18 protein-coding genes are annotated in these 17,081 nt (G+C 53.1%); 14 read left to right on the top strand and 4 right to left on the bottom strand.

Annotation, left to right across the window (positions count from 1 at the left end):
* Positions 1–37 precede the first annotated feature (37 nt).
* Positions 38–1,183, bottom strand: coding sequence for a site-specific integrase (locus OCV81_RS01080; protein ID WP_004320429.1), 1,146 nt, complete (start codon positions 1,181–1,183; stop codon positions 38–40).
* Between the two features lie 383 nt (positions 1,184–1,566).
* Here OCV81_RS01080 and OCV81_RS01075 point away from each other — a divergent pair, with 383 nt between their 5' ends.
* From OCV81_RS01075 to OCV81_RS01060, 4 genes are all read left to right on the top strand, one after another.
* Positions 1,567–2,088 (top strand): hypothetical protein, encoded by a 522-nt coding sequence (locus tag OCV81_RS01075; protein ID WP_148327858.1) that lies wholly within the window; start codon positions 1,567–1,569, stop codon positions 2,086–2,088.
* A gap of 133 nt (positions 2,089–2,221) precedes the next feature.
* Positions 2,222–2,848 (top strand): RteC domain-containing protein, encoded by a 627-nt coding sequence (locus OCV81_RS01070; protein ID WP_148327856.1) that lies wholly within the window; start codon positions 2,222–2,224, stop codon positions 2,846–2,848.
* Between the two features lie 212 nt (positions 2,849–3,060).
* Positions 3,061–4,014: an Abi family protein gene (locus OCV81_RS01065; protein ID WP_148327854.1), complete on the top strand. Its 954-nt coding sequence runs from the start codon at positions 3,061–3,063 to the stop codon at positions 4,012–4,014.
* Positions 4,015–4,184: 170 nt separating this feature from the next.
* Positions 4,185–4,595 carry a hypothetical protein gene (locus tag OCV81_RS01060; RefSeq protein WP_148327852.1) on the top strand — a complete coding sequence of 137 codons (411 nt, stop codon included), beginning with the start codon at positions 4,185–4,187 and terminating at the stop codon, positions 4,593–4,595.
* Between the two features lie 54 nt (positions 4,596–4,649).
* Here OCV81_RS01060 and mobC read toward each other — a convergent pair whose 3' ends face one another.
* The 3 genes from mobC to mobA all read right to left on the bottom strand — a co-directional run bounded on the left by mobC (position 4,650) and on the right by mobA (position 8,461).
* Positions 4,650–6,659 (bottom strand): conjugal transfer protein MobC, encoded by a 2,010-nt coding sequence (mobC, locus tag OCV81_RS01055; RefSeq protein WP_148327850.1) that lies wholly within the window; start codon positions 6,657–6,659, stop codon positions 4,650–4,652.
* Between the two features lie 150 nt (positions 6,660–6,809).
* Positions 6,810–8,057: a conjugal transfer protein MobB gene (gene mobB / locus OCV81_RS01050; RefSeq protein ID WP_148327848.1), complete on the bottom strand. Its 1,248-nt coding sequence runs from the start codon at positions 8,055–8,057 to the stop codon at positions 6,810–6,812.
* Positions 8,036–8,461: a conjugal transfer protein MobA gene (gene mobA / locus OCV81_RS01045; RefSeq protein ID WP_032570600.1), complete on the bottom strand. Its 426-nt coding sequence runs from the start codon at positions 8,459–8,461 to the stop codon at positions 8,036–8,038. Before mobA ends, mobB begins: the two co-directional genes overlap by 22 nt.
* A 738-nt stretch (positions 8,462–9,199) precedes the next feature.
* On the opposite strand from mobA, the gene OCV81_RS01040 reads away from it, so the two are divergent.
* The 10 genes from OCV81_RS01040 (at position 9,200) to traJ (ending at position 17,073) form a co-directional block, all read left to right on the top strand.
* The gene (locus OCV81_RS01040) at positions 9,200–9,955 is read left to right on the top strand and encodes a ParA family protein (RefSeq protein WP_148327846.1); all 756 of its coding nucleotides are present in this window, start codon (positions 9,200–9,202) and stop codon (positions 9,953–9,955) included.
* A gap of 6 nt (positions 9,956–9,961) precedes the next feature.
* Positions 9,962–10,390 (top strand): DUF3408 domain-containing protein, encoded by a 429-nt coding sequence (locus tag OCV81_RS01035; RefSeq protein WP_148327844.1) that lies wholly within the window; start codon positions 9,962–9,964, stop codon positions 10,388–10,390.
* A gap of 14 nt (positions 10,391–10,404) precedes the next feature.
* Entirely contained in the window at positions 10,405–10,839 is a 435-nt protein-coding gene (locus OCV81_RS01030; protein ID WP_148327843.1) for a DUF3408 domain-containing protein, read from the top strand.
* 3 nt (positions 10,840–10,842) lie between these two features.
* A complete protein-coding gene (locus OCV81_RS01025) occupies positions 10,843–11,571 on the top strand; it encodes a conjugal transfer protein TraD (protein WP_148327841.1) in 729 nt (242 codons plus the stop codon).
* A gap of 173 nt (positions 11,572–11,744) precedes the next feature.
* On the top strand, positions 11,745–12,053 hold the full coding sequence (locus OCV81_RS01020; protein WP_148327839.1) for a DUF4134 domain-containing protein: 309 nt from the start codon (positions 11,745–11,747) through the stop codon (positions 12,051–12,053).
* A 19-nt stretch (positions 12,054–12,072) separates the two neighbouring features.
* Entirely contained in the window at positions 12,073–12,408 is a 336-nt protein-coding gene (locus OCV81_RS01015) for a DUF4133 domain-containing protein (protein ID WP_148327837.1), read from the top strand.
* On the top strand, positions 12,405–14,915 hold the full coding sequence (locus tag OCV81_RS01010) for a TraG family conjugative transposon ATPase (RefSeq protein WP_148327835.1): 2,511 nt from the start codon (positions 12,405–12,407) through the stop codon (positions 14,913–14,915). Before OCV81_RS01015 ends, OCV81_RS01010 begins: the two co-directional genes overlap by 4 nt.
* A gap of 34 nt (positions 14,916–14,949) precedes the next feature.
* Positions 14,950–15,372 (top strand): DUF3876 domain-containing protein, encoded by a 423-nt coding sequence (locus OCV81_RS01005; protein ID WP_148327833.1) that lies wholly within the window; start codon positions 14,950–14,952, stop codon positions 15,370–15,372.
* A 33-nt stretch (positions 15,373–15,405) separates the two neighbouring features.
* Positions 15,406–16,044, top strand: coding sequence for a DUF4141 domain-containing protein (locus OCV81_RS01000; RefSeq protein WP_148327830.1), 639 nt, complete (start codon positions 15,406–15,408; stop codon positions 16,042–16,044).
* Positions 16,045–16,047: 3 nt separating this feature from the next.
* A complete protein-coding gene (gene traJ / locus OCV81_RS00995; RefSeq protein WP_148327828.1) occupies positions 16,048–17,073 on the top strand; it encodes a conjugative transposon protein TraJ in 1,026 nt (341 codons plus the stop codon).
* The last annotated feature ends 8 nt before the right edge of the window (positions 17,074–17,081 follow it).

Genomic DNA, 17,081 nt, shown 5'->3' with positions numbered 1-17,081 from the left:
GTTTGTAAATTAGACATGGACCACAGAATGCCTTCAATTAGTGAAACAAACCGTTTACAAGATTCACAGCCTCGTCCTTTTTCTTATTGATAATCTTGGCATACACCTGTGTCATTTTCACATCGGCATGGCCGAGCAGCTTCGAGACAGTATATAAGTCCGCTCCGAGCGTCAGCATCATGGTGGCAAACGTATGGCGACTGGTGTGGTAGGAGAACCGCTTGGAGATTCCGGCTGCTTTCGCCCAAGGTTTGAGCTGCATTCTGATTGTATTGGCGGACGGCAGGTCGAACACATTATCTTCTGATGATTTGCCCCCACGTTCCGGCATCCACTTCAACGCTTCAGGAGAGAGGGGCAGGTAAATAGGCTCTTTGGTCTTTTTCATGGACACGGCCAAACGGTACTGTCCCCTGTCAACGAACACGTCATTCCATTTCAGCTTGATTATATCGCTGATGCGTAATCCGCAAAAGCAGGAGAACAGATATGCGCATTTTACAATCTCGTATTCCTCGTGGGGCATAGGAGTGTCAATCAACGCCTGTACCTCTTCGATGGTCATGTACGACCGCATACTCTCCGGCTTGCGGATTTTCTCCGACTTCTCAAGTTCGTTGAAAGGGTTGGCCTTCATCTTTTTCTTCCTGACGGCAGAGTTCAACGCACCGTTCAACGCACGGTAATAATTGTGAAGCGTGTAGTTCGATATGTCCTTGCCTTTCGGATGATATTCCGTCAGCAGATAAGTGATGTAGCCACGACAAAAGTCCCCGTCAATCTGATCCAGTGTGACCATTTCTCCGGCATAGTCTTTCAGTATGCGCATGGCAATCTTGATTTGACTGCCATCTTTCTTACCGGCACTCTCTTGAGCCTCCATATAAACCTGCATCCAATCCAGCAGGAAAGTCTTGTCCTTACGGAATACAATCCCGGCCTCATTACTGGTCAGTTCGATAATACGCTTCGACTTGATGGCATTGGCGGCGTCCATTGTCGTCTGATTCTGCCTGCGGGAGTTGCTATCCGTTTCCGGGATAATATACATCTTGAGGTATTCATATGTCCGCTTTCCGTCGCGGTATATATCCAGATACAGGCTCTTGCTGCCATTGCTCAGCGACTTCATCCGAAGACGAATTGGCTCTTTGACTTTTGTATGATTCTTAACTCGTGCCATAGGGATTCCTTTCTCATTTTTTCTACTGCAAATATACGAATAAGTATCGAATTTGAGAAACAAATGAGAAACAAAATTGCACCAAACAAGAGCCAATCTACTGAAAGTACTGAAAACAACCGAAAATAAAAATAAGATTATAAAACTTTGATTTACAGGATATTTGTTATCAATTTATTGGATGTTGTTTTCATTCTATACATATAATGCGTAAATCTGGTAAATTTCGACAACGGGAGCCATTGCGTGATGCTTATGCTATGCTTCGGCGTAGCGTACATTCACGTGTATTTCCCGTAAGGCTTTACCAGAGCCGCCATTAGAGATAGCGTGTTTTGTACGCTATCTTTTTTACGGCCCGGGTCGTTAAAGAAAAACCTAAAATGGGAAAAGTCATATTGACAGCCGTCATCACGCTTGACGGCTATCTGGCAAACAGTTCACGCAAGGCGTCGGAATGGCTCGGTGGTGACAGGTACGGGATTGGCAAGATGAAGGCCGCAGCCCACGTGCTTACCCCGGACACTCCCTTGACGATGCTTCCCGACTGGCTGGAACGCAGCCCATACGGCATGGTCTACCTTATTGAGGCGGCAACATCCACGGCAGGAATGGTCAACGGGCTGATACGGATGCGGCTCATTGACGAGATGGTCATCCACACGATACCCGTGGTTGCGGGAGGCGGATGCCGCTTGTTCCACCCCATGCTGCCCGAAGACACCTTTGAATGCCGTTCAGTACGGATGTACAAGGACGGTACGGTAAGGGCGGTGTACGGACGCGGCGGAAATCCGCGCAAGACTGGCGTATCCGTGTTCGCCTATGTGTTCGGGAGGCTGTTCCGTGTTCTGATTCCGAACAGGAAAGAGGAAGAAATCTATCCTTCAGAATACAAATTATAGTACCTAATTAGATGAATATCAGATGTTTGAGAAAACATCTAAAAAAAGCAGTCTTTTGGGCACCCCATTTGCCGTATAGTATTATGTGCGCACACTTCAAACCCAAGTGTAATAACATAAAACTGAAAGCAAAATGGAACATCTCATACTGACCGAGACGGAATTCTTCCGTCTGATAGACAACCCCGACAGCCGCACGGAACTGGGTGCGGCATACAACGAGTTCACTACGGCGGTCGTGTCGCTCTGTACGGGAGCGGCAAGCCTCTGCCACCCATTGCCTGCGTTGAGCTATGCGGAAACGGAACTGCAATACCATAAAGCCCTGCAAGACATGGATACCGACCACTGCGTGTATGTGCGAAAAGCACTCGCTTTCGTGCGCAGAATGCAGAAGCACCTTGTCCTGCCACACAGCCAAGTGCCGCCACTATCCTCCATCCCCTGCAAAGACGAAAAGAAAGACGATGCGCCTGCCGATGCCCCGCCGATGCGGTGGACGGGCAAGGCATCCGACCTCGTGGAACTTATCTACGGTGTCAGCGAGATGGGCTGCATCAACGGCGGCGAAGCCTCGCTGAAAGAAATAGCCGCCTACTTCTACAAGGTGTTCGGCGTGCAGGCGAAAGGCTGCTACAATATCTACAATGACATCAAGATGCGCAAAAACGAGAGCCGCACCTACTTCCTCGACCGTGCGGCGGAAAAGGTGAACAGACGGATGCTGCTGGACGAGGAACGGGAGCGGATGAGAAGATAAAACATTTTTGTTAATCATACAAAACAAAGAGGGCAAGGGGGCGCGTGAGTGTCTCCTTGCCTGTTTTTTATACGCATTCATGAAGAAAAGGATATTCCTTGTCTGTTTTCTCCATGAAAAAGGTTACTTTTGTATCCATCATCGCCCTTAGATGGAAAAAGCTAAGGCTCGCCACTTCAAGAAGTGGCTCAATTTTATAATGCACATACAGAATGGAAACATATAAGAAACCGCCTTTGAATTACACGGAACAAGTCGCCCTCTTGCAGTCAAGGGGCATGTCTGTTCCGGACATTCCGCGGGCGGAAAGACTGCTTGCCAACATCAGTTATTACCGGCTCAGTGCCTATATGCTGCCTTATAAGAAAAAGGAGAACGGCACAATCATTGACAGTTTCAAGGAAGGCACGACATGGGATATGGTGTATGACCTGTACGTGTTTGACCGAAAATTACGCCTGCTCGTATTCGATGCCATTGAACGGCTGGAAATAGCCATCCGGACACAAATCATTTATCAGTTGAGCCACAAATACGGTTCCCATTGGCAAGATAATCCTTCCATATTCAAAGCTCCGGAACGGCGTGTGTTGCGTGACGGCTCCATCGTGACATTCGATGTGTATGCCGAAATCCAGAAACATATCAGCGACCAATTGCACAGTAACCGGGCTGAGGTGTTCATCCAGCACTACCGGAACAAATATGACAATCCAGTCAATCCCCCTTCGTGGATGAGTGTGGAAATCATGTATTTCAATCACCTGTCACGCATCTGTACGGGATTGAAGAGCAGGGCGGACATCAACGGCATAGCCGATTATTTCGGTTTGCCTCCAAAGACATTCTGCTCATGGCTGCATACCATGAACTACGTGCGTAACTTGTGCGCCCACCATGCAAGGCTTTGGAATAGGGAAATGAGCATCGTACCTGAAAAACTGCATTTTTCCAAAAGGCTGGTATGGATAAGCAATCCTGATACGGTACAGCGTGGCAAGGTGTATTATTTCTTCTGTATGTTGGGATACCTCTTGCAGACAGCCAATCCCACTTCTTCATTCAAGGATAGGCTGAAAACGTTGGTCGATGAATATAAAGGCGTAGCGTCACTTTCCGCAATGGGCTTTGCCGAAGGTTGGGAAAACGAAAAAATCTGGAAATAGTCATTTTTCCGGCTTCATGCGCTTGCCATTCAAGAAAAAATGCCTACCTTTGCATCACAAGATTAACAAGACAGTTATAAACTAAAAGATAATAAGCCTCCCAGGCGAGCCGCAAGGCAGCATACTTGGGGGGCGTTCTTCATTTATAGCAGCATATTCTCTCACGCACGATGGCAAAAAAGAAGAAACGGAAACACGGTATAACGACAGACTTGCCGATAATCGTTGATTACGGCGGCGACTTGGTGTCCGTCTATGACCCGGTGTCCGTCATGCCATACAGCGAACCGCCCATTACGGAAAGGACACGCTACAAGAAACTGAATGCAGGACAAAAGTCGGCATTCAAGTCAATGGTCGTATCTGCCGTTACCGCCTATTGGAATGAGAACCGGTTAATACCCTTCGGGGAGGATATGGCAGACATCCGGAGATGGACGTTGGAAGCCTTTGCCGAAGAGTATGGCATTTTACTGAAAGAAGACAGCGAATTGAAGAGTTACCTGATGACCCTTGTCATTTCCACCCTTAACAAATTGCTTAAAGCGGAAAAGACAGCACAAGAAAAGAAAAATCCGTAACCCAGTCGTGAACTGAACCGAGCTGCGGATTTTCCTTTTTTCGCCTGTGGCGTATTACTTGTTCTGCAAGAGATGTTGCAGTTCGGGGTCGGACTGGATACGCTGCAACTCGTCGGCGACAATCTGACGCACCTCAGCCTTGATGCGGTTGTAGTTCTCCTGTATCATCTCCTTCATGTGGTCGTTGCCGTCGGCATCGGTGAAGTCCGTAATGACGGGGATAGGCTTGTAAGCCTGTTCCTCCCGTTTCACCTTCTCCGCGTCCACCACAATCTCGCAATGGAAAATCTTTTGCTCGATGCGTTCGCCATAGTTGTCGGCCACCGCGCCCACGAACATGCCCTGCGTGAGCGTGGAAATCTTGCTCGCGGGTATCAGGCTTTCCATCTGCGTGTTGATGGAGGTGGACTTGTCCTCGCGGTTGATGGTGATGCTCTGGCGCCTTTGCAGGATTTTCCCGAACCGTTCCGAAAGGGTCTTGGCGGTCTCGCCCACCACCTGACCGGAGAAGATGTTGCCCACCGTGTTCATCACCACAGCCGCTTCCTTGTCGCCGTAGTCGCGCTTGAGCTGCGAGAAGTCCTGAAAGCCGAGGCAGACCGCCACCTTGTTGCTTCTAGCGGTGGCGATGAGGTTGTCCAGCCCCTTGAAATATATCGTGGGCAGCTCGTCGATGATTACCGCCGACTTCAGCTTGCCCTTCTTGTTGATGAGCTTGACTATTCGAGAATTGTACAGCCCCAATGCCGCGCCGTAGATGTTCTGGCGGTCGGGATTGTTGCCGACACAGAGTATTTTCGGCTCTTCGGGATTGTTGATGTCAAGCGTAAATTCGCTGTCAGACATGACCCAATAGAGTTGCGGGGAAATCATCCTTGACAATGGTATTTTCGCTGAAGCGATTTGCCCCATCAACTGCTCGGCCGCGCCGCCCTGCCAAGCGTCCATAAAGGGTGAAAGATAGTTTTCCAGCTCGGGATAACTGGTGAGGATAGGGAAAACGTCCTCGTAACGGCGGTTCAGCAATTCGATGGCGTGTGGGAAGGTGCAATACTTTCCATCCTGATAAATCCGTAAAAACCAGATAATACTGGCAAACAGTATAATCGGACTCTCCACGAAGAAGTCGCCCTGCTTTTGCACCCAAGTCTTGTTCAAATTTAATAAAATGGTGTAGGCGCTCTCGTAGGCATCGGTAATGTCCTCCATGAAATTCGGGTGTATGGGGTTGCAGCGGTGGCTCCGGCGCGGATCATCGAAGTTGATCACGTAGAACTTCGGCTTGACTTTGTAGCCGTCGCCGTGGTTCATTAGATGGTTGTAGGCAATGGTCGATAAGTCAGGATATTTGAAATCGTAACAATAAAGACTAAAGCCCTTTTCAATCTGCTGTTTGATAAAATTATTTACCACGGCATACGACTTTCCGCTGCCCGGCGTGCCTAATACGATGGACGCACGGAACGGGTTTACCACGTTGATGTACCCGTTGTTCCACTTCTTCCTGTAATAGAAGCGTGTGGGCAGGTTCACCGAATACTCGTTCTCGATGAGCCGGGTTTCCTGCATAAAGCTCTCGTTCTCCACGTTGAACACGTCCTCCATGAGGTTGGTGCGCAGAAGACGGCTCATCCATGTGCCTGCCATGAGCAGGCAGACATAGCCCGCTGCCATTGAAGCCGCATAAAAAGCTGCGTTGGCTTCCACAGGTAAAGGCAAGGACAATATCCACCAGTTGAGAAAGAAAAGCACCAGCCCAGCGGCAAGCACCGTCCAAATCCTTCCCCATGTGATTTTTTCTTCCTTGACGCCTTTCGTGCCCAGGCAGGAAAGCGCCAACAGCACCAACGCAAAGAGTTTCGTATAAAGAATGTGGTGGAACAGCCCGGCAGTGCGGTCGAAGTTCACCAGCACCCGGTCTACGACACCGATGTCGATGCCCCACAGCCTTACGGCTTCGTAACAATACCAATAAAGGTGGATGACCACCAGAATAATGCTTACGGCACGGAGAAAATCCATGATTTTCGCCAATGCCCTCAAATCGTCTTCCTGTTGTGACATAAATCTGTTTCTGTTTTTAAGTTGAACAATATCTCCGCAAGGCACGGTACGGAGGTGAGCATACATCACCCCAGACTTCATGGTACATGAGGCCGGACTTGATGTAGGATGAAGTCCGACCTCATCCCCTATGCCCTGCGGAGGAATAAATTACAGCCCCAAACCCTTGCGGCGTTTCTTCCGCTTGCGTTTGAGTTCGCGCTCGAAGGCGGCTTCCTCCGCCTGTGCGCCCGATGCGTCACTGCCAAGCAAGCCCAAGCCCGTGGAGTGACCCTCGTCGTGTTCCTCATAGGAATGGATGTCTGTTTGCAGTGCGTCCTCCGTGACGGTGAACGGCATCGGCGGTGTGTCTGCATACGGCAGGGTGAAATGCTCCTGCAAGGCGTTGGCGGAAAACTCTTTGCCCAAATGTGAGCCGTTCAGCACACAGCCCGTGCGGTGGTCGATGAAGGTCGCCCCGTAGATGCGCCCCTCGTCCGTGTGGCGGAACACCACATCCACGCCCTTTGCGCGAAGCAGGTCGATGAACTCCTCCTTGCGGTATGTCCGGGCGAGCGCGGCGGCGACGGTCTTGCGTGTCCTGTCCGCCAGACGCTTGTCGCGGATCTGCCCTTTGGAAAATTCAAACCTGCGCAGCACAGCTTCATAGCCGACGGACTTCCCGATACGGGACGCCTTGAAAGGATTGCCCACCCTGTTCCCGGCATCGTCGGTGGCGGCATAGACCAGCCCGTGATACTCGCGCCCGTCCACGTTGCCACGGGCTTCCTCCACCGTGACGTTGTAGAGGGAGAGCAGGGCGCGGTATTCGCCCATCGTCTGGAACTTGTAGGTCGCCATGACCGCCTTGGCGGTGTTCGCCACCTGACGCTTCACGTCGCCCTGCGAAGCATCCATTTTCCGCAAGGGGTTGTCATGGCGGTGCTGCCTGCGGTCGGCGGGGTGCAGACCGTACTTGTGTTCCAGCTCACGGGTAATCTCCCTGCTCCTGCGGAAGTTGTAGCGGTCGCTGATGCACCTGCCGTTATCATCCACGCGGATGGTCACGATGTGCAGGTGGTGGCGGTCGATGTCCTCGTGTTTGTAGATGATGTACGGCTGTTCGCCGAACCCCATCCGTTCCATGTACTCACGCGCGATGTTCTCCAGTTCCATGTCCGTCAGGCGGTCATCGGGATGCGGGTTGAGCGATACGTGCATGACGGGCTTCTCCGTCCTCACGTGGGGCGAGAGGTAGCGCGAGAAGTCCTGCATGGCGCGGCTGATGTCCATCCTGCCGGAACAGCCGTCGAAAATTTTGTTCGTGCCGAGCAGTTTGCCCTGTTCCTTGTTAATCTTCTCCCCGTTGTACGCCAGTGCCCCGAACAACGATTTCCCTAAACTGATTTTTGCAACCATCGTTCCTCGAAATCCTTTGTCAGTTCCACGATTTGGCGGGTCAATGCCGCCAGTTCCTTCGTGCATTGCTCCAGCCGGTAGAGCAATGCCATCGCCTTTTTCTCGGAGAAATGGCAGCGCAGCTCCTTGACGGTCTGGTTGTAGTTGTTGCCTATCATGCGGTACTGCGCATGGAATGAAGACAGCTTGGCGTAGTATTCCACCAGCGTCCTGTCCTCCCGGAACACACGGAACTCCCCGCCGAAGATGCGTGCCTTGGCGAACACCGCCTTTGCCTTCACCTCCGTCTGTTCGTACATGGCGAGGAACCTGAGCCATTCCTCGTCGTTGAAACGCAGCATCACATGGTGCGTTTTCTTTTCCAACTTGGGGTGTCTTCCCCCTTTCTTACGTTCTCTGTTCATTATTACTATGGATTTAGTGGTTTCACGCCATAAGCGCAGCTTCCGGCATACATACCGCAGGTAAGAAACAGGCTTCCCGACTTCGGAGAGGAAGCCCCCTTCCCCTTTCAGGGGCAAGGCTTGCGGGAGTAACCCGCAAGGTTTCGGGTAACTCGAAACATACCTTGCTGTGTCTTTGAGGACACAAAAATCCGTGGCAGACGGATTGGAGATAGACCTGTCATTACCTTTTCATAAGGTATCGGTCGCCCGATACCTTTCGGCTGCCCAAAAGAAGGACGGAGCCGGGGCCTGCGGTACGCGCTTTCGGCTTTGCCCTGCCGCTTGGGTGCAAAGGTAGGGCGTTTAAGCCTTTGAAAACGTGATAAGAACGAAGCCACTCCCTACCACTTGCTGCCACAAGCTGCCACCAAACTCCAAAACGATACGGATATGGAAAAATGCCCTTTACTTTGCAGCGTGTTCAGACATTCAGACACACGGAGGAACCTCCATCCGCTGGAAAGGATGAACCAACGCCCATAAGTCCGGATATGAGCCGGGCCTCGCATACGGCCACGCTTGCGGACTGTCGGAAAACCTTGCGGAAACACGCGCGAAAACCCGCAAGAATACCCGGCGGAACGAATGGACGGACAGAAGGGCGCATAACTGAAAAAACGGTCAGGTGTGTGTACGTACTGCCGGCAATACGCGGCACGCCCGGCCAATGTTCAACAGACTAAAAAAACAAAAAGAATGAAAAAGACGAACTATGTGGCATTCTCCACCCAGAAAGGAGGCGCAGGTAAGACGACGCTGACAGTCCTCGTCGCAAGCTACCTGCATTATGTGAAAGGGTACAACGTGGCGGTCATAGACTGCGACTTTCCCCAGTACAGCGTGTATGACATGCGCAAGCGTGACACCAAGGCATCCGTAGAAGACCCGTATTACCAGAAGATGGCCTACGAGCAGATAAAGAGGCTGGGCAAGAAACCTTACCCGGTCGTGTGCTGCCCGGCGGGCGAAGCCATCGAGACGGCCGAACGGCTCAAAGCCAAGCTGCCTGACCTTGACTTCATCTTCTTCGACATGCCCGGAACGGCGAACAACAGGGATGTCATCAACACGGTGGCCAAGATGGACTACATCTTCACTCCCATCATTGCGGACCGTGTGGTCATGGAAAGCTCCATCGTGTTCGCCAAGGTCATCAACGAGCATTTCATCAGCATGGGCAAAGGAAACGTCAAGGCCATACACCTTGTATGGAACATGGTGGACGGTCGGGAAAAGAGCGAACTCTATTCCGTGTACACGGACGTATGCGCGGAACTCGCCCTGCCCATTCTGAAAACCGCCCTGCCGGACAGCAAGCGTTTCAGAAAGGAGACGGCACGTGAACGCAAGGCTGTGTTCCGCTCCACCGTGTTCCCTGCGGACAAGGCCCTCGTGCGCGGAAGCAACCTCGACCTGCTGGTGGACGAGATATTGGAAACCGTAAAGGCATAAAGCGGCATGGAAAAGAAAAGGAACATTGAGGAGAACTATGCCGACGTGGTCATCAACTCGCTCAGGCAGGACGATTTGGACGTCCTGCCTCCGAAATCCGGAACGTCCGCGCCCGCCGCCACGGACAATGAAAGCACCGGGCAGGAAACCGTCGAAAGCGGCAAGCCATCCAAGAAGAAGCCTCCGGTAAAAGGGACATGGCGGGAATATGAAGAAAGGTTCATCAGGGAGTCCGACATAACCGCACGGAGGGGCAGACAGACCTATATCCGCCCGGAGTACCACGACCGCATACAGAAAATCATACAGGTGGTAGGCGGGAACGGGATTTCGATGGCAAGCTATGTGGACAACGTGCTGACCGCCCACTTCGAGGAATACCGTGACGGCATCACCGAATCATTCAACAGACATATCAAATCATTCAACATCTAAAAACAAAGACTGAAATGGGATTATTAAAGAAAAACAAGAAGACTGAATGCGCATCAAAGGGGTGCGCTTCCGCAAACGGGAATGAGAAAACAGGTAATGAACGCACTTCATTTGAGGACATCGCCTCAATCATGGAAGGGATAGCCGGAGAACCATCACCGGAATGCGCTGATGAAGGCGACGTGCAGTTCGCCGACATACAGGGAACGCGCAATTCCCGCCCATATTCGTATTTCCTTGAAAAGAGGGACGAACTCAAGGCAAGGCAATGCGTGTATATCAGCCGGGAAGTCCAGGAGAAGATAGCGGACATCGTGCATACGTTAGGTAGGAACAAGACAACCATCGGCGCCTACATTGACAAGGTACTTTGCGAACATCTTGAAATGTACCGTGCCGAAATAAACGACCTTTACTTTGACCACTACCTTTTACGGAAACATATATGACCTATGGAAACAGTGCTGATAGTCTTACTGATGCTGTTCAACGTATGGACGGTATTCTATATGATGAACGAAAGGAAAATGACAGGGTGCAGCGGAAACAAGAAGCCTCCGGAACCGGAAAGCGGCAGGACGTTGCCCGACATCATGGGCAAGAGCAAGTTCAGGATGCCGGAGCGGAGAAGGACAGAAAAGGACACCTCTGTGCCAGAAGCTGCCACTTCCGCGAAAGCCGAGGTCGTGGATGAAAAGGATGTTACCTTTGCCGATGAAACGGTACCCGTAAACGGTCAAGAGCAGGAAGCCAAGACGTCGCGCCAAGTACCAAATGACAAGCTGGACGAGACCTTTACCGACTACCGTGTCTCCGACTTGTCCGAGTATGACGATGATGAAGGTTTCGACGGCACTCCGCATCAGGCCGACGGCCATACCTTCGAGGACATTGACAGGGCTGTCCTTGCGGTGAAGAAACCGAAAGCGGCGGACAGCGAGCTTGACCATGCCGGAAAAGTATTCATTGACATGGAAGGCAACGAGCTGTTCGACAAGCTGACCAATTCTGAAGGGATGTATGACAAAGTGCGGGCAGTTATGAACAGGTGCCTTGACAAGAAAGCGAAAGCCGGAACGGGCAAAAACGGGAGCCATCCCGTTTCCGTTGACAACATTTCAAACGATATGCCGAAAGTGCCTGATGACATTGCGGATTTTGACATCCGCGACTATGTATAACCAGTAAAAGTAACAACGATGCGAAAAAAGAAAATCGACTACGGCTAAACCATCGGCTTGCCACCGAACCACTAAATCCAAAAGCCGGCTCCATCCAGAGCCGCAAGAAGTAAAACAAGTATCAACCGCCGAAGGGAATATCCAACCCGGAGGCACAAAAACAAGAAACGATTATGACAAATTTGAAGAAAAAGCAACTCATTCTCGCGGCCCTTCTGCTGGCTGCAACCACTTCAGCATTCGCACAAGGAAACGGCATGGCGGGCATCACCGAAGCCACCAGCATGGTCACTTCCTATTTTGACCCCGCCACGAAACTTATCTACGCCATCGGCGCGGTGGTAGGACTCATCGGAGGCATCAAGGTGTATGGCAAGTTCAGCGCCGGCGATCCCGACACCTCGAAGACCGCCGCAAGCTGGTTCGGAGCGTGCATCTTCCTGATTGTGAGTGCGACCATCCTACGCTCATTCTTCCTTTAATAAAAAAGGTATAAGGACAATGGCTGAGTACCCTATCAACAAGGGCATCGGCCGTCCGGTGGAGTTCAAGGGACTGAAGGCGCAATACCTCTTCCTGTTCGCAGGCGGGCTGCTTGCCGCCTTCGTCCTCTTCATCATCCTGTACATGGCAGGCGCGGGCCAGTGGCTCTGCATCGGCTTCGGTGTGGTGTCCGCTTCCTCGCTCGTGTGGCTCACGTTCCGCCTGAACGCCAAATACGGCGAACACGGGCTGATGAAGCTGGGCGCGGCACGGATGCGCCCCCGCCATGTGCTCCACCGCCGACGGGTGTCCAGACTGTTAAGACAACAAAGGAAGAAAGGAAGAAACGTATGAGAAATGTAATGAAAGCCTCCACGCTGGAAAGCCGCTTCCCCCTGCTCTCGGTGGAGCACGGCTGCATCGTCTCGAAGGACGCGGACATCACCGCCGCCTTCGAGGTGGAGCTGCCGGAGGTCTATACCGTCACGGCGGAGGAGTACGAGAACATCCACGCCGCGTGGTGCAAGGCGATAAAGGTGCTGCCCGACTACTCGGTGCTGCACAAGCAGGATTGGTACGTGAAGGAGCGGTACCGTCCCGACCTCGGCCGGGACGGCATGGGCTTCCTTGCCCGCAGCTACGAGATGCACTTCAACGAGCGTCCGTTCCTGCACCACAAGTGCTACCTGTTCCTGACGAAGACCACGAAGGAACGGCTGCGCCAGCAGAGCAACTGGAACACGCTGTGCCGGGGGCACAGCGTGCCGAAGGAAATACAGGATAAGGAAACGGCGGTGAAGTTCATTGAGGCGGTGGAGCAGTTCGCGCGTATCATGAACGATTCGGGACATATAAAACTGCGCCGGCTCTCCGATGACGAGCTTGTCGGAACTGAGAAGGAAACGGGCATCATCGGGAGGTATTTCGCCCTGTCGCTGGGTAACGTGGACTGTCTGGAGGACATCGAGATGACGGCAAGGGAGATGCGCGTCGGCGACAACCGCCTGTGCCTGCACACCCTGTCGGACACGGAGGACCTGCCCGCAGCGGTGGCCACGGACAGCCGTTACAAGCGGCTCTCCACCGACCGCTCGGACTGCCGCCTGTCGTTCGCCGCACCGCTGGGCCTGCTGCTGCCCTGCAACCACATCTACAACCAGTACGTGTTCATCGGCAACAGCGACGAGGAGCTGCGCCGCTTCGAGAAGGCTGCACGCAACATGCAGTCGCTCTCCCGGTACAGCCGCCAGAACGCCATCAACCGCGAATGGGTGGAGGAATACCTGAACGAGGCGCACTCTCAGGGGCTGAAGTCCGTCCGCGTCCACTTCAACGTGATGGCGTGGAGCGATGACACGGAGGAACTGAAACGTATCAAAAATGATGTGGGCAGCCAGCTGGCCAGCATGGGCTGCGTGCCGCGCCACAACACGACGGACTGCCCGACACTGTTCTGGGCGGGCATCCCCGGCAATGCGGCGGACTTTCCGGCGGAAGAGTCGTTCCACACGTTCATCGGACAGGCGGTATGCCTCTTCGCGGGCGAGACCAACTACAAGGACTCTCCGTCGGCCTTCGGCATCCGCATGGCGGACCGCATCAGCGGCAAGCCCTTGCACATCGACATCTCCGACCTGCCGATGAAGCGGGGCGTGACGACCAACCGCAACAAGTTCGTGCTGGGGCCTTCGGGCAGCGGCAAGTCGTTCTTCATGAACCACCTTGTCAGACAGTATTACGAACAAGGCTCCCACGTGGTACTGGTGGACACGGGCAACTCCTATCAGGGGCTGTGCGAGATGATTCACCGCAAGACCAAAGGCAGGGACGGCATCTACTTCACCTACACGGAGGACAAGCCTATCTCGTTCAACCCGTTCTACACGGACGACGGGGTGTTCGACGTGGAGAAGAAGGACAGCATCAAGACGCTGCTGCTCACCTTGTGGAAAAGCGAGAACGAACCCGCCACGAAAACGGAGTCGGCGGAGCTGGGCAGCGCGGTGAACGCCTATATCCTCCTGCTCGGTCAGGACAAGAACATCGTGCCGTCGTTCAACTCGTTCTACGAATACATGAGGGACGTGTACCGCAAAGAAATGGAGGAACGCTACATCAAGGTGGCGAAGTCGGACTTCAACATCGACAACTTCCTGACCACGCTCCGGCAGTATTACAGGGGCGGAAGATATGACTTCCTGCTCAACTCCACGGAGAACATCGACCTGCTGCACAAGCGGTTCGTGGTCTTCGAAATTGATGCCGTGAAAGATAATGCCGAGCTTTTTCCGGTGGTGACAATAATCATCATGGAGGCGTTCATCAACAAGATGCGGCGGCTCAAAGGCGTCAGGAAGCTCCTGATTGTGGAAGAGGCTTGGAAGGCCCTTTCCTCGGCAAACATGGCTGATTATCTGAGGTATATGTACAAGACGGTCAGAAAGTATTTCGGTGAGGCGATTGTGGTGACACAGGAGGTGGACGACATCATTTCGTCGCCGATTGTGAAGGAAAGCATCATCAACAACTCGGACTGCAAGATACTGCTTGACCAGCGGAAGTTCATGAACCGCTTTGACCAGATACAGTCCCTCCTGGGGCTGACGGAAAAAGAGAAGTCGCAGATACTCTCCATCAACCAGTCCAACGACCCGTCACGGCGGTACAAGGAAGTGTGGATAGGACTTGGCGGCACGCAGTCGGCGGTGTACGCCACGGAGGTGTCCATGCAGGAATATCTGGCCTACACGACGGAGGAAACGGAGAAGATGGAAGTGCGCGAACTGGCGGAAAAACTGGGCGGCGACATGGAAGCCGCCATCCGGCAGATTGCGGAGAAACGAAAAGAAGAAGAACAATAAACCGATTATTCATCATTAAAAATTGAAACAGGAAATGAACATTGAACTGACAAAGACACAACGGCTGCTGCTTTGCGGCGGTCTGATAGGCCTGGCATCGCTGATGCTGCAAGCCTGCGAGACGGTAATGAAAGAAAACGAAGATATACGCGAGAAGATATGCGGCAACTGGCAGAGCGTGGAGTCGGGTCCCGACATACTGGTGTACAAGGAGGGCGCACTCTACAAGGTGACGCTGTTCCGCGGGGCGGGCGTGCGGCGCAGGCTGAAGCCGGAAACCTACCTGCTGCAAAGGGAAGCGGACGGAAACCTCTACATGAATACCGGCTTCCGCATTGACGTGGCGTACAACGAGGAAACGGACGTACTGACCTTCTCACCGAACGGCGACTATATCCGGGTGGTCACGGATGAAACAGCCGACGGCGAAAAGACAAAGGGAAAGGAGAATTTGTAATAATCTATTTATTTACCACTAAATCCAATGTAAATGAAACAGAAATTGAAAACAACAATGATTGTCGCCTGCCTGTGCCTCACGGGTGCGGGCACGGCAAAAGCCCAATGGGTAGTGTCCGATCCCGGCAACCTCGCCCAGAGCATCATCAACTCCGCCAAGGAGATGGTGGAGACGGCGGGAACGAAGGCGAACACGCTTAACGGCTTCCTGGAAACACAGAAGATTTTCCAGCAGGGAAAGAAGTATTACGATGCCTTGAAATCCGTGCATGACGTGGTGAAGGGCGGCGTGAAGGTGTCGAAAAGCATAGGGCTGGTGATGGAAATTTCCGAAATCTATGTGGACAACTACCAGCGTATGTTGTCGGATGAGAACTACACGCCGGAGGAGCTTGCCGCCATCTCGTCGGGCTACGCCATGCTGATAGACGAAAGCTCGGACGTGTTGCAGGATTTGAAGAACGTGGTGAACGTCACGGGGATGTCGCTTTCGGACGCGGAACGCCTCGCCATCATCGAGAACGCCTACCGCAGCCTGATGAACTACCGCAACCTCGTGCGCTACTACACGAACAAGACCATCTCGGTAAGTTACCTCCGGGCGAGGAAGAAGAACGACATGGACCGGGTGATGTCGCTGTACGGGACGGCCAACGAAAGATACTGGTAGGTTATGGGAGAGTTCGACAACCTTCACCAGATACTCCTTTCGCTCTACGACGAGATGATGCCGCTGTGCGCGGACATGGCGGGCGTGGCGAAAGGGCTTGCCGGGCTGGGCGCGTTGTTCTATGTGGCGATGCGCGTGTGGCAGTCGCTCGCCCGTGCCGAAGCGATAGACGTGTACCCGCTGCTGAGACCTTTTGCCTTGGGCCTGTGTATCCTGTTCTTCCCGACCATCGTGCTGGGCACGATGAACAGCGTGCTGAGCCCTGTCGTGCAGGGCGTACACGGGATACTCGAAACGCAGACCTTCGATATGAACGAATACCGCGAGCAGAAGGACAAGCTGGAGTATGAGGCGATGATGCGCAACCCGGAAACCGCCTACCTCGCCTCGGATGAGGAGTTCGACCGGCAGCTGGACGAGCTGGGCTGGTCGCCCTCCGACCTCGTGACAATGACGGGGATGTACATGGACCGGGCGTCGTACAACATCAAGAAGTCGGTGCGCGAATGGTTCCGCGAGCTGCTGGAGCTGATGTTCGCCGCAGCCGCGCTGATTATCGACACGCTCCGGACGTTCTTCCTCGTGGTGCTTAGCATCCTCGGACCGATAGCCTTCGCCTTCGCCGTGTGGGACGGCTTCCACTCGACGCTCTCGGCATGGTTCAGCCGCTACATACAGATTTACCTGTGGCTTCCGGTGTCCGACCTGTTCAGCACCATACTGGCGAAAATCCAGATACTGATGCTCCGGCAGGACATCGAGCGGATGCAGGCTGACCCGAACTTCTCGCTGGACGCGAGCGACGGGGTGTACATCGTGTTCCTCATCATCGGCATCGTGGGCTATTTCACCATCCCGACGGTGGCAGGGTGGATTATCCAGGCCGGAGGTGGTATAGGAAACTACAACAAGAACATCAACACCGCCGGAGCTTTGGGCGGCAGCGTGGCGGGTGCAGCCGCAGGAAACGTGGCGGGACGCGCGGGCAAGCTCATCAAGGGAACGGCCGGAAAGATATTCAGGAAGTAGTATGTCAT

The organism is Phocaeicola fibrisolvens, assembly GCF_025567125.1.
In the GTDB taxonomy this organism is placed as follows: domain Bacteria; phylum Bacteroidota; class Bacteroidia; order Bacteroidales; family Bacteroidaceae; genus Phocaeicola; species Phocaeicola fibrisolvens.
This window is presented reverse-complemented; position numbering and strand designations above follow the sequence as displayed.

Bases quoted from the DNA above. Each gene is read 5' to 3' on its own strand.
- OCV81_RS01080 (WP_004320429.1), bottom strand. From the start codon at position 1,183: ATGGCACGAGTTAAGAATCATACAAAAGTCAAAGAGCCAATTCGTCTT.
- OCV81_RS01075 (WP_148327858.1), top strand. From the start codon at position 1,567: ATGGGAAAAGTCATATTGACAGCCGTCATCACGCTTGACGGCTATCTG.
- OCV81_RS01070 (WP_148327856.1), top strand. From the start codon at position 2,222: ATGGAACATCTCATACTGACCGAGACGGAATTCTTCCGTCTGATAGAC.
- OCV81_RS01065 (WP_148327854.1), top strand. From the start codon at position 3,061: ATGGAAACATATAAGAAACCGCCTTTGAATTACACGGAACAAGTCGCC.
- OCV81_RS01060 (WP_148327852.1), top strand. From the start codon at position 4,185: ATGGCAAAAAAGAAGAAACGGAAACACGGTATAACGACAGACTTGCCG.
- mobC (WP_148327850.1), bottom strand. From the start codon at position 6,659: ATGTCACAACAGGAAGACGATTTGAGGGCATTGGCGAAAATCATGGAT.
- mobB (WP_148327848.1), bottom strand. From the start codon at position 8,057: ATGGTTGCAAAAATCAGTTTAGGGAAATCGTTGTTCGGGGCACTGGCG.
- mobA (WP_032570600.1), bottom strand. From the start codon at position 8,461: ATGAACAGAGAACGTAAGAAAGGGGGAAGACACCCCAAGTTGGAAAAG.
- OCV81_RS01040 (WP_148327846.1), top strand. From the start codon at position 9,200: ATGAAAAAGACGAACTATGTGGCATTCTCCACCCAGAAAGGAGGCGCA.
- OCV81_RS01035 (WP_148327844.1), top strand. From the start codon at position 9,962: ATGGAAAAGAAAAGGAACATTGAGGAGAACTATGCCGACGTGGTCATC.
- OCV81_RS01030 (WP_148327843.1), top strand. From the start codon at position 10,405: ATGGGATTATTAAAGAAAAACAAGAAGACTGAATGCGCATCAAAGGGG.
- OCV81_RS01025 (WP_148327841.1), top strand. From the start codon at position 10,843: ATGGAAACAGTGCTGATAGTCTTACTGATGCTGTTCAACGTATGGACG.
- OCV81_RS01020 (WP_148327839.1), top strand. From the start codon at position 11,745: ATGACAAATTTGAAGAAAAAGCAACTCATTCTCGCGGCCCTTCTGCTG.
- OCV81_RS01015 (WP_148327837.1), top strand. From the start codon at position 12,073: ATGGCTGAGTACCCTATCAACAAGGGCATCGGCCGTCCGGTGGAGTTC.
- OCV81_RS01010 (WP_148327835.1), top strand. From the start codon at position 12,405: ATGAGAAATGTAATGAAAGCCTCCACGCTGGAAAGCCGCTTCCCCCTG.
- OCV81_RS01005 (WP_148327833.1), top strand. From the start codon at position 14,950: ATGAACATTGAACTGACAAAGACACAACGGCTGCTGCTTTGCGGCGGT.
- OCV81_RS01000 (WP_148327830.1), top strand. From the start codon at position 15,406: ATGAAACAGAAATTGAAAACAACAATGATTGTCGCCTGCCTGTGCCTC.
- traJ (WP_148327828.1), top strand. From the start codon at position 16,048: ATGGGAGAGTTCGACAACCTTCACCAGATACTCCTTTCGCTCTACGAC.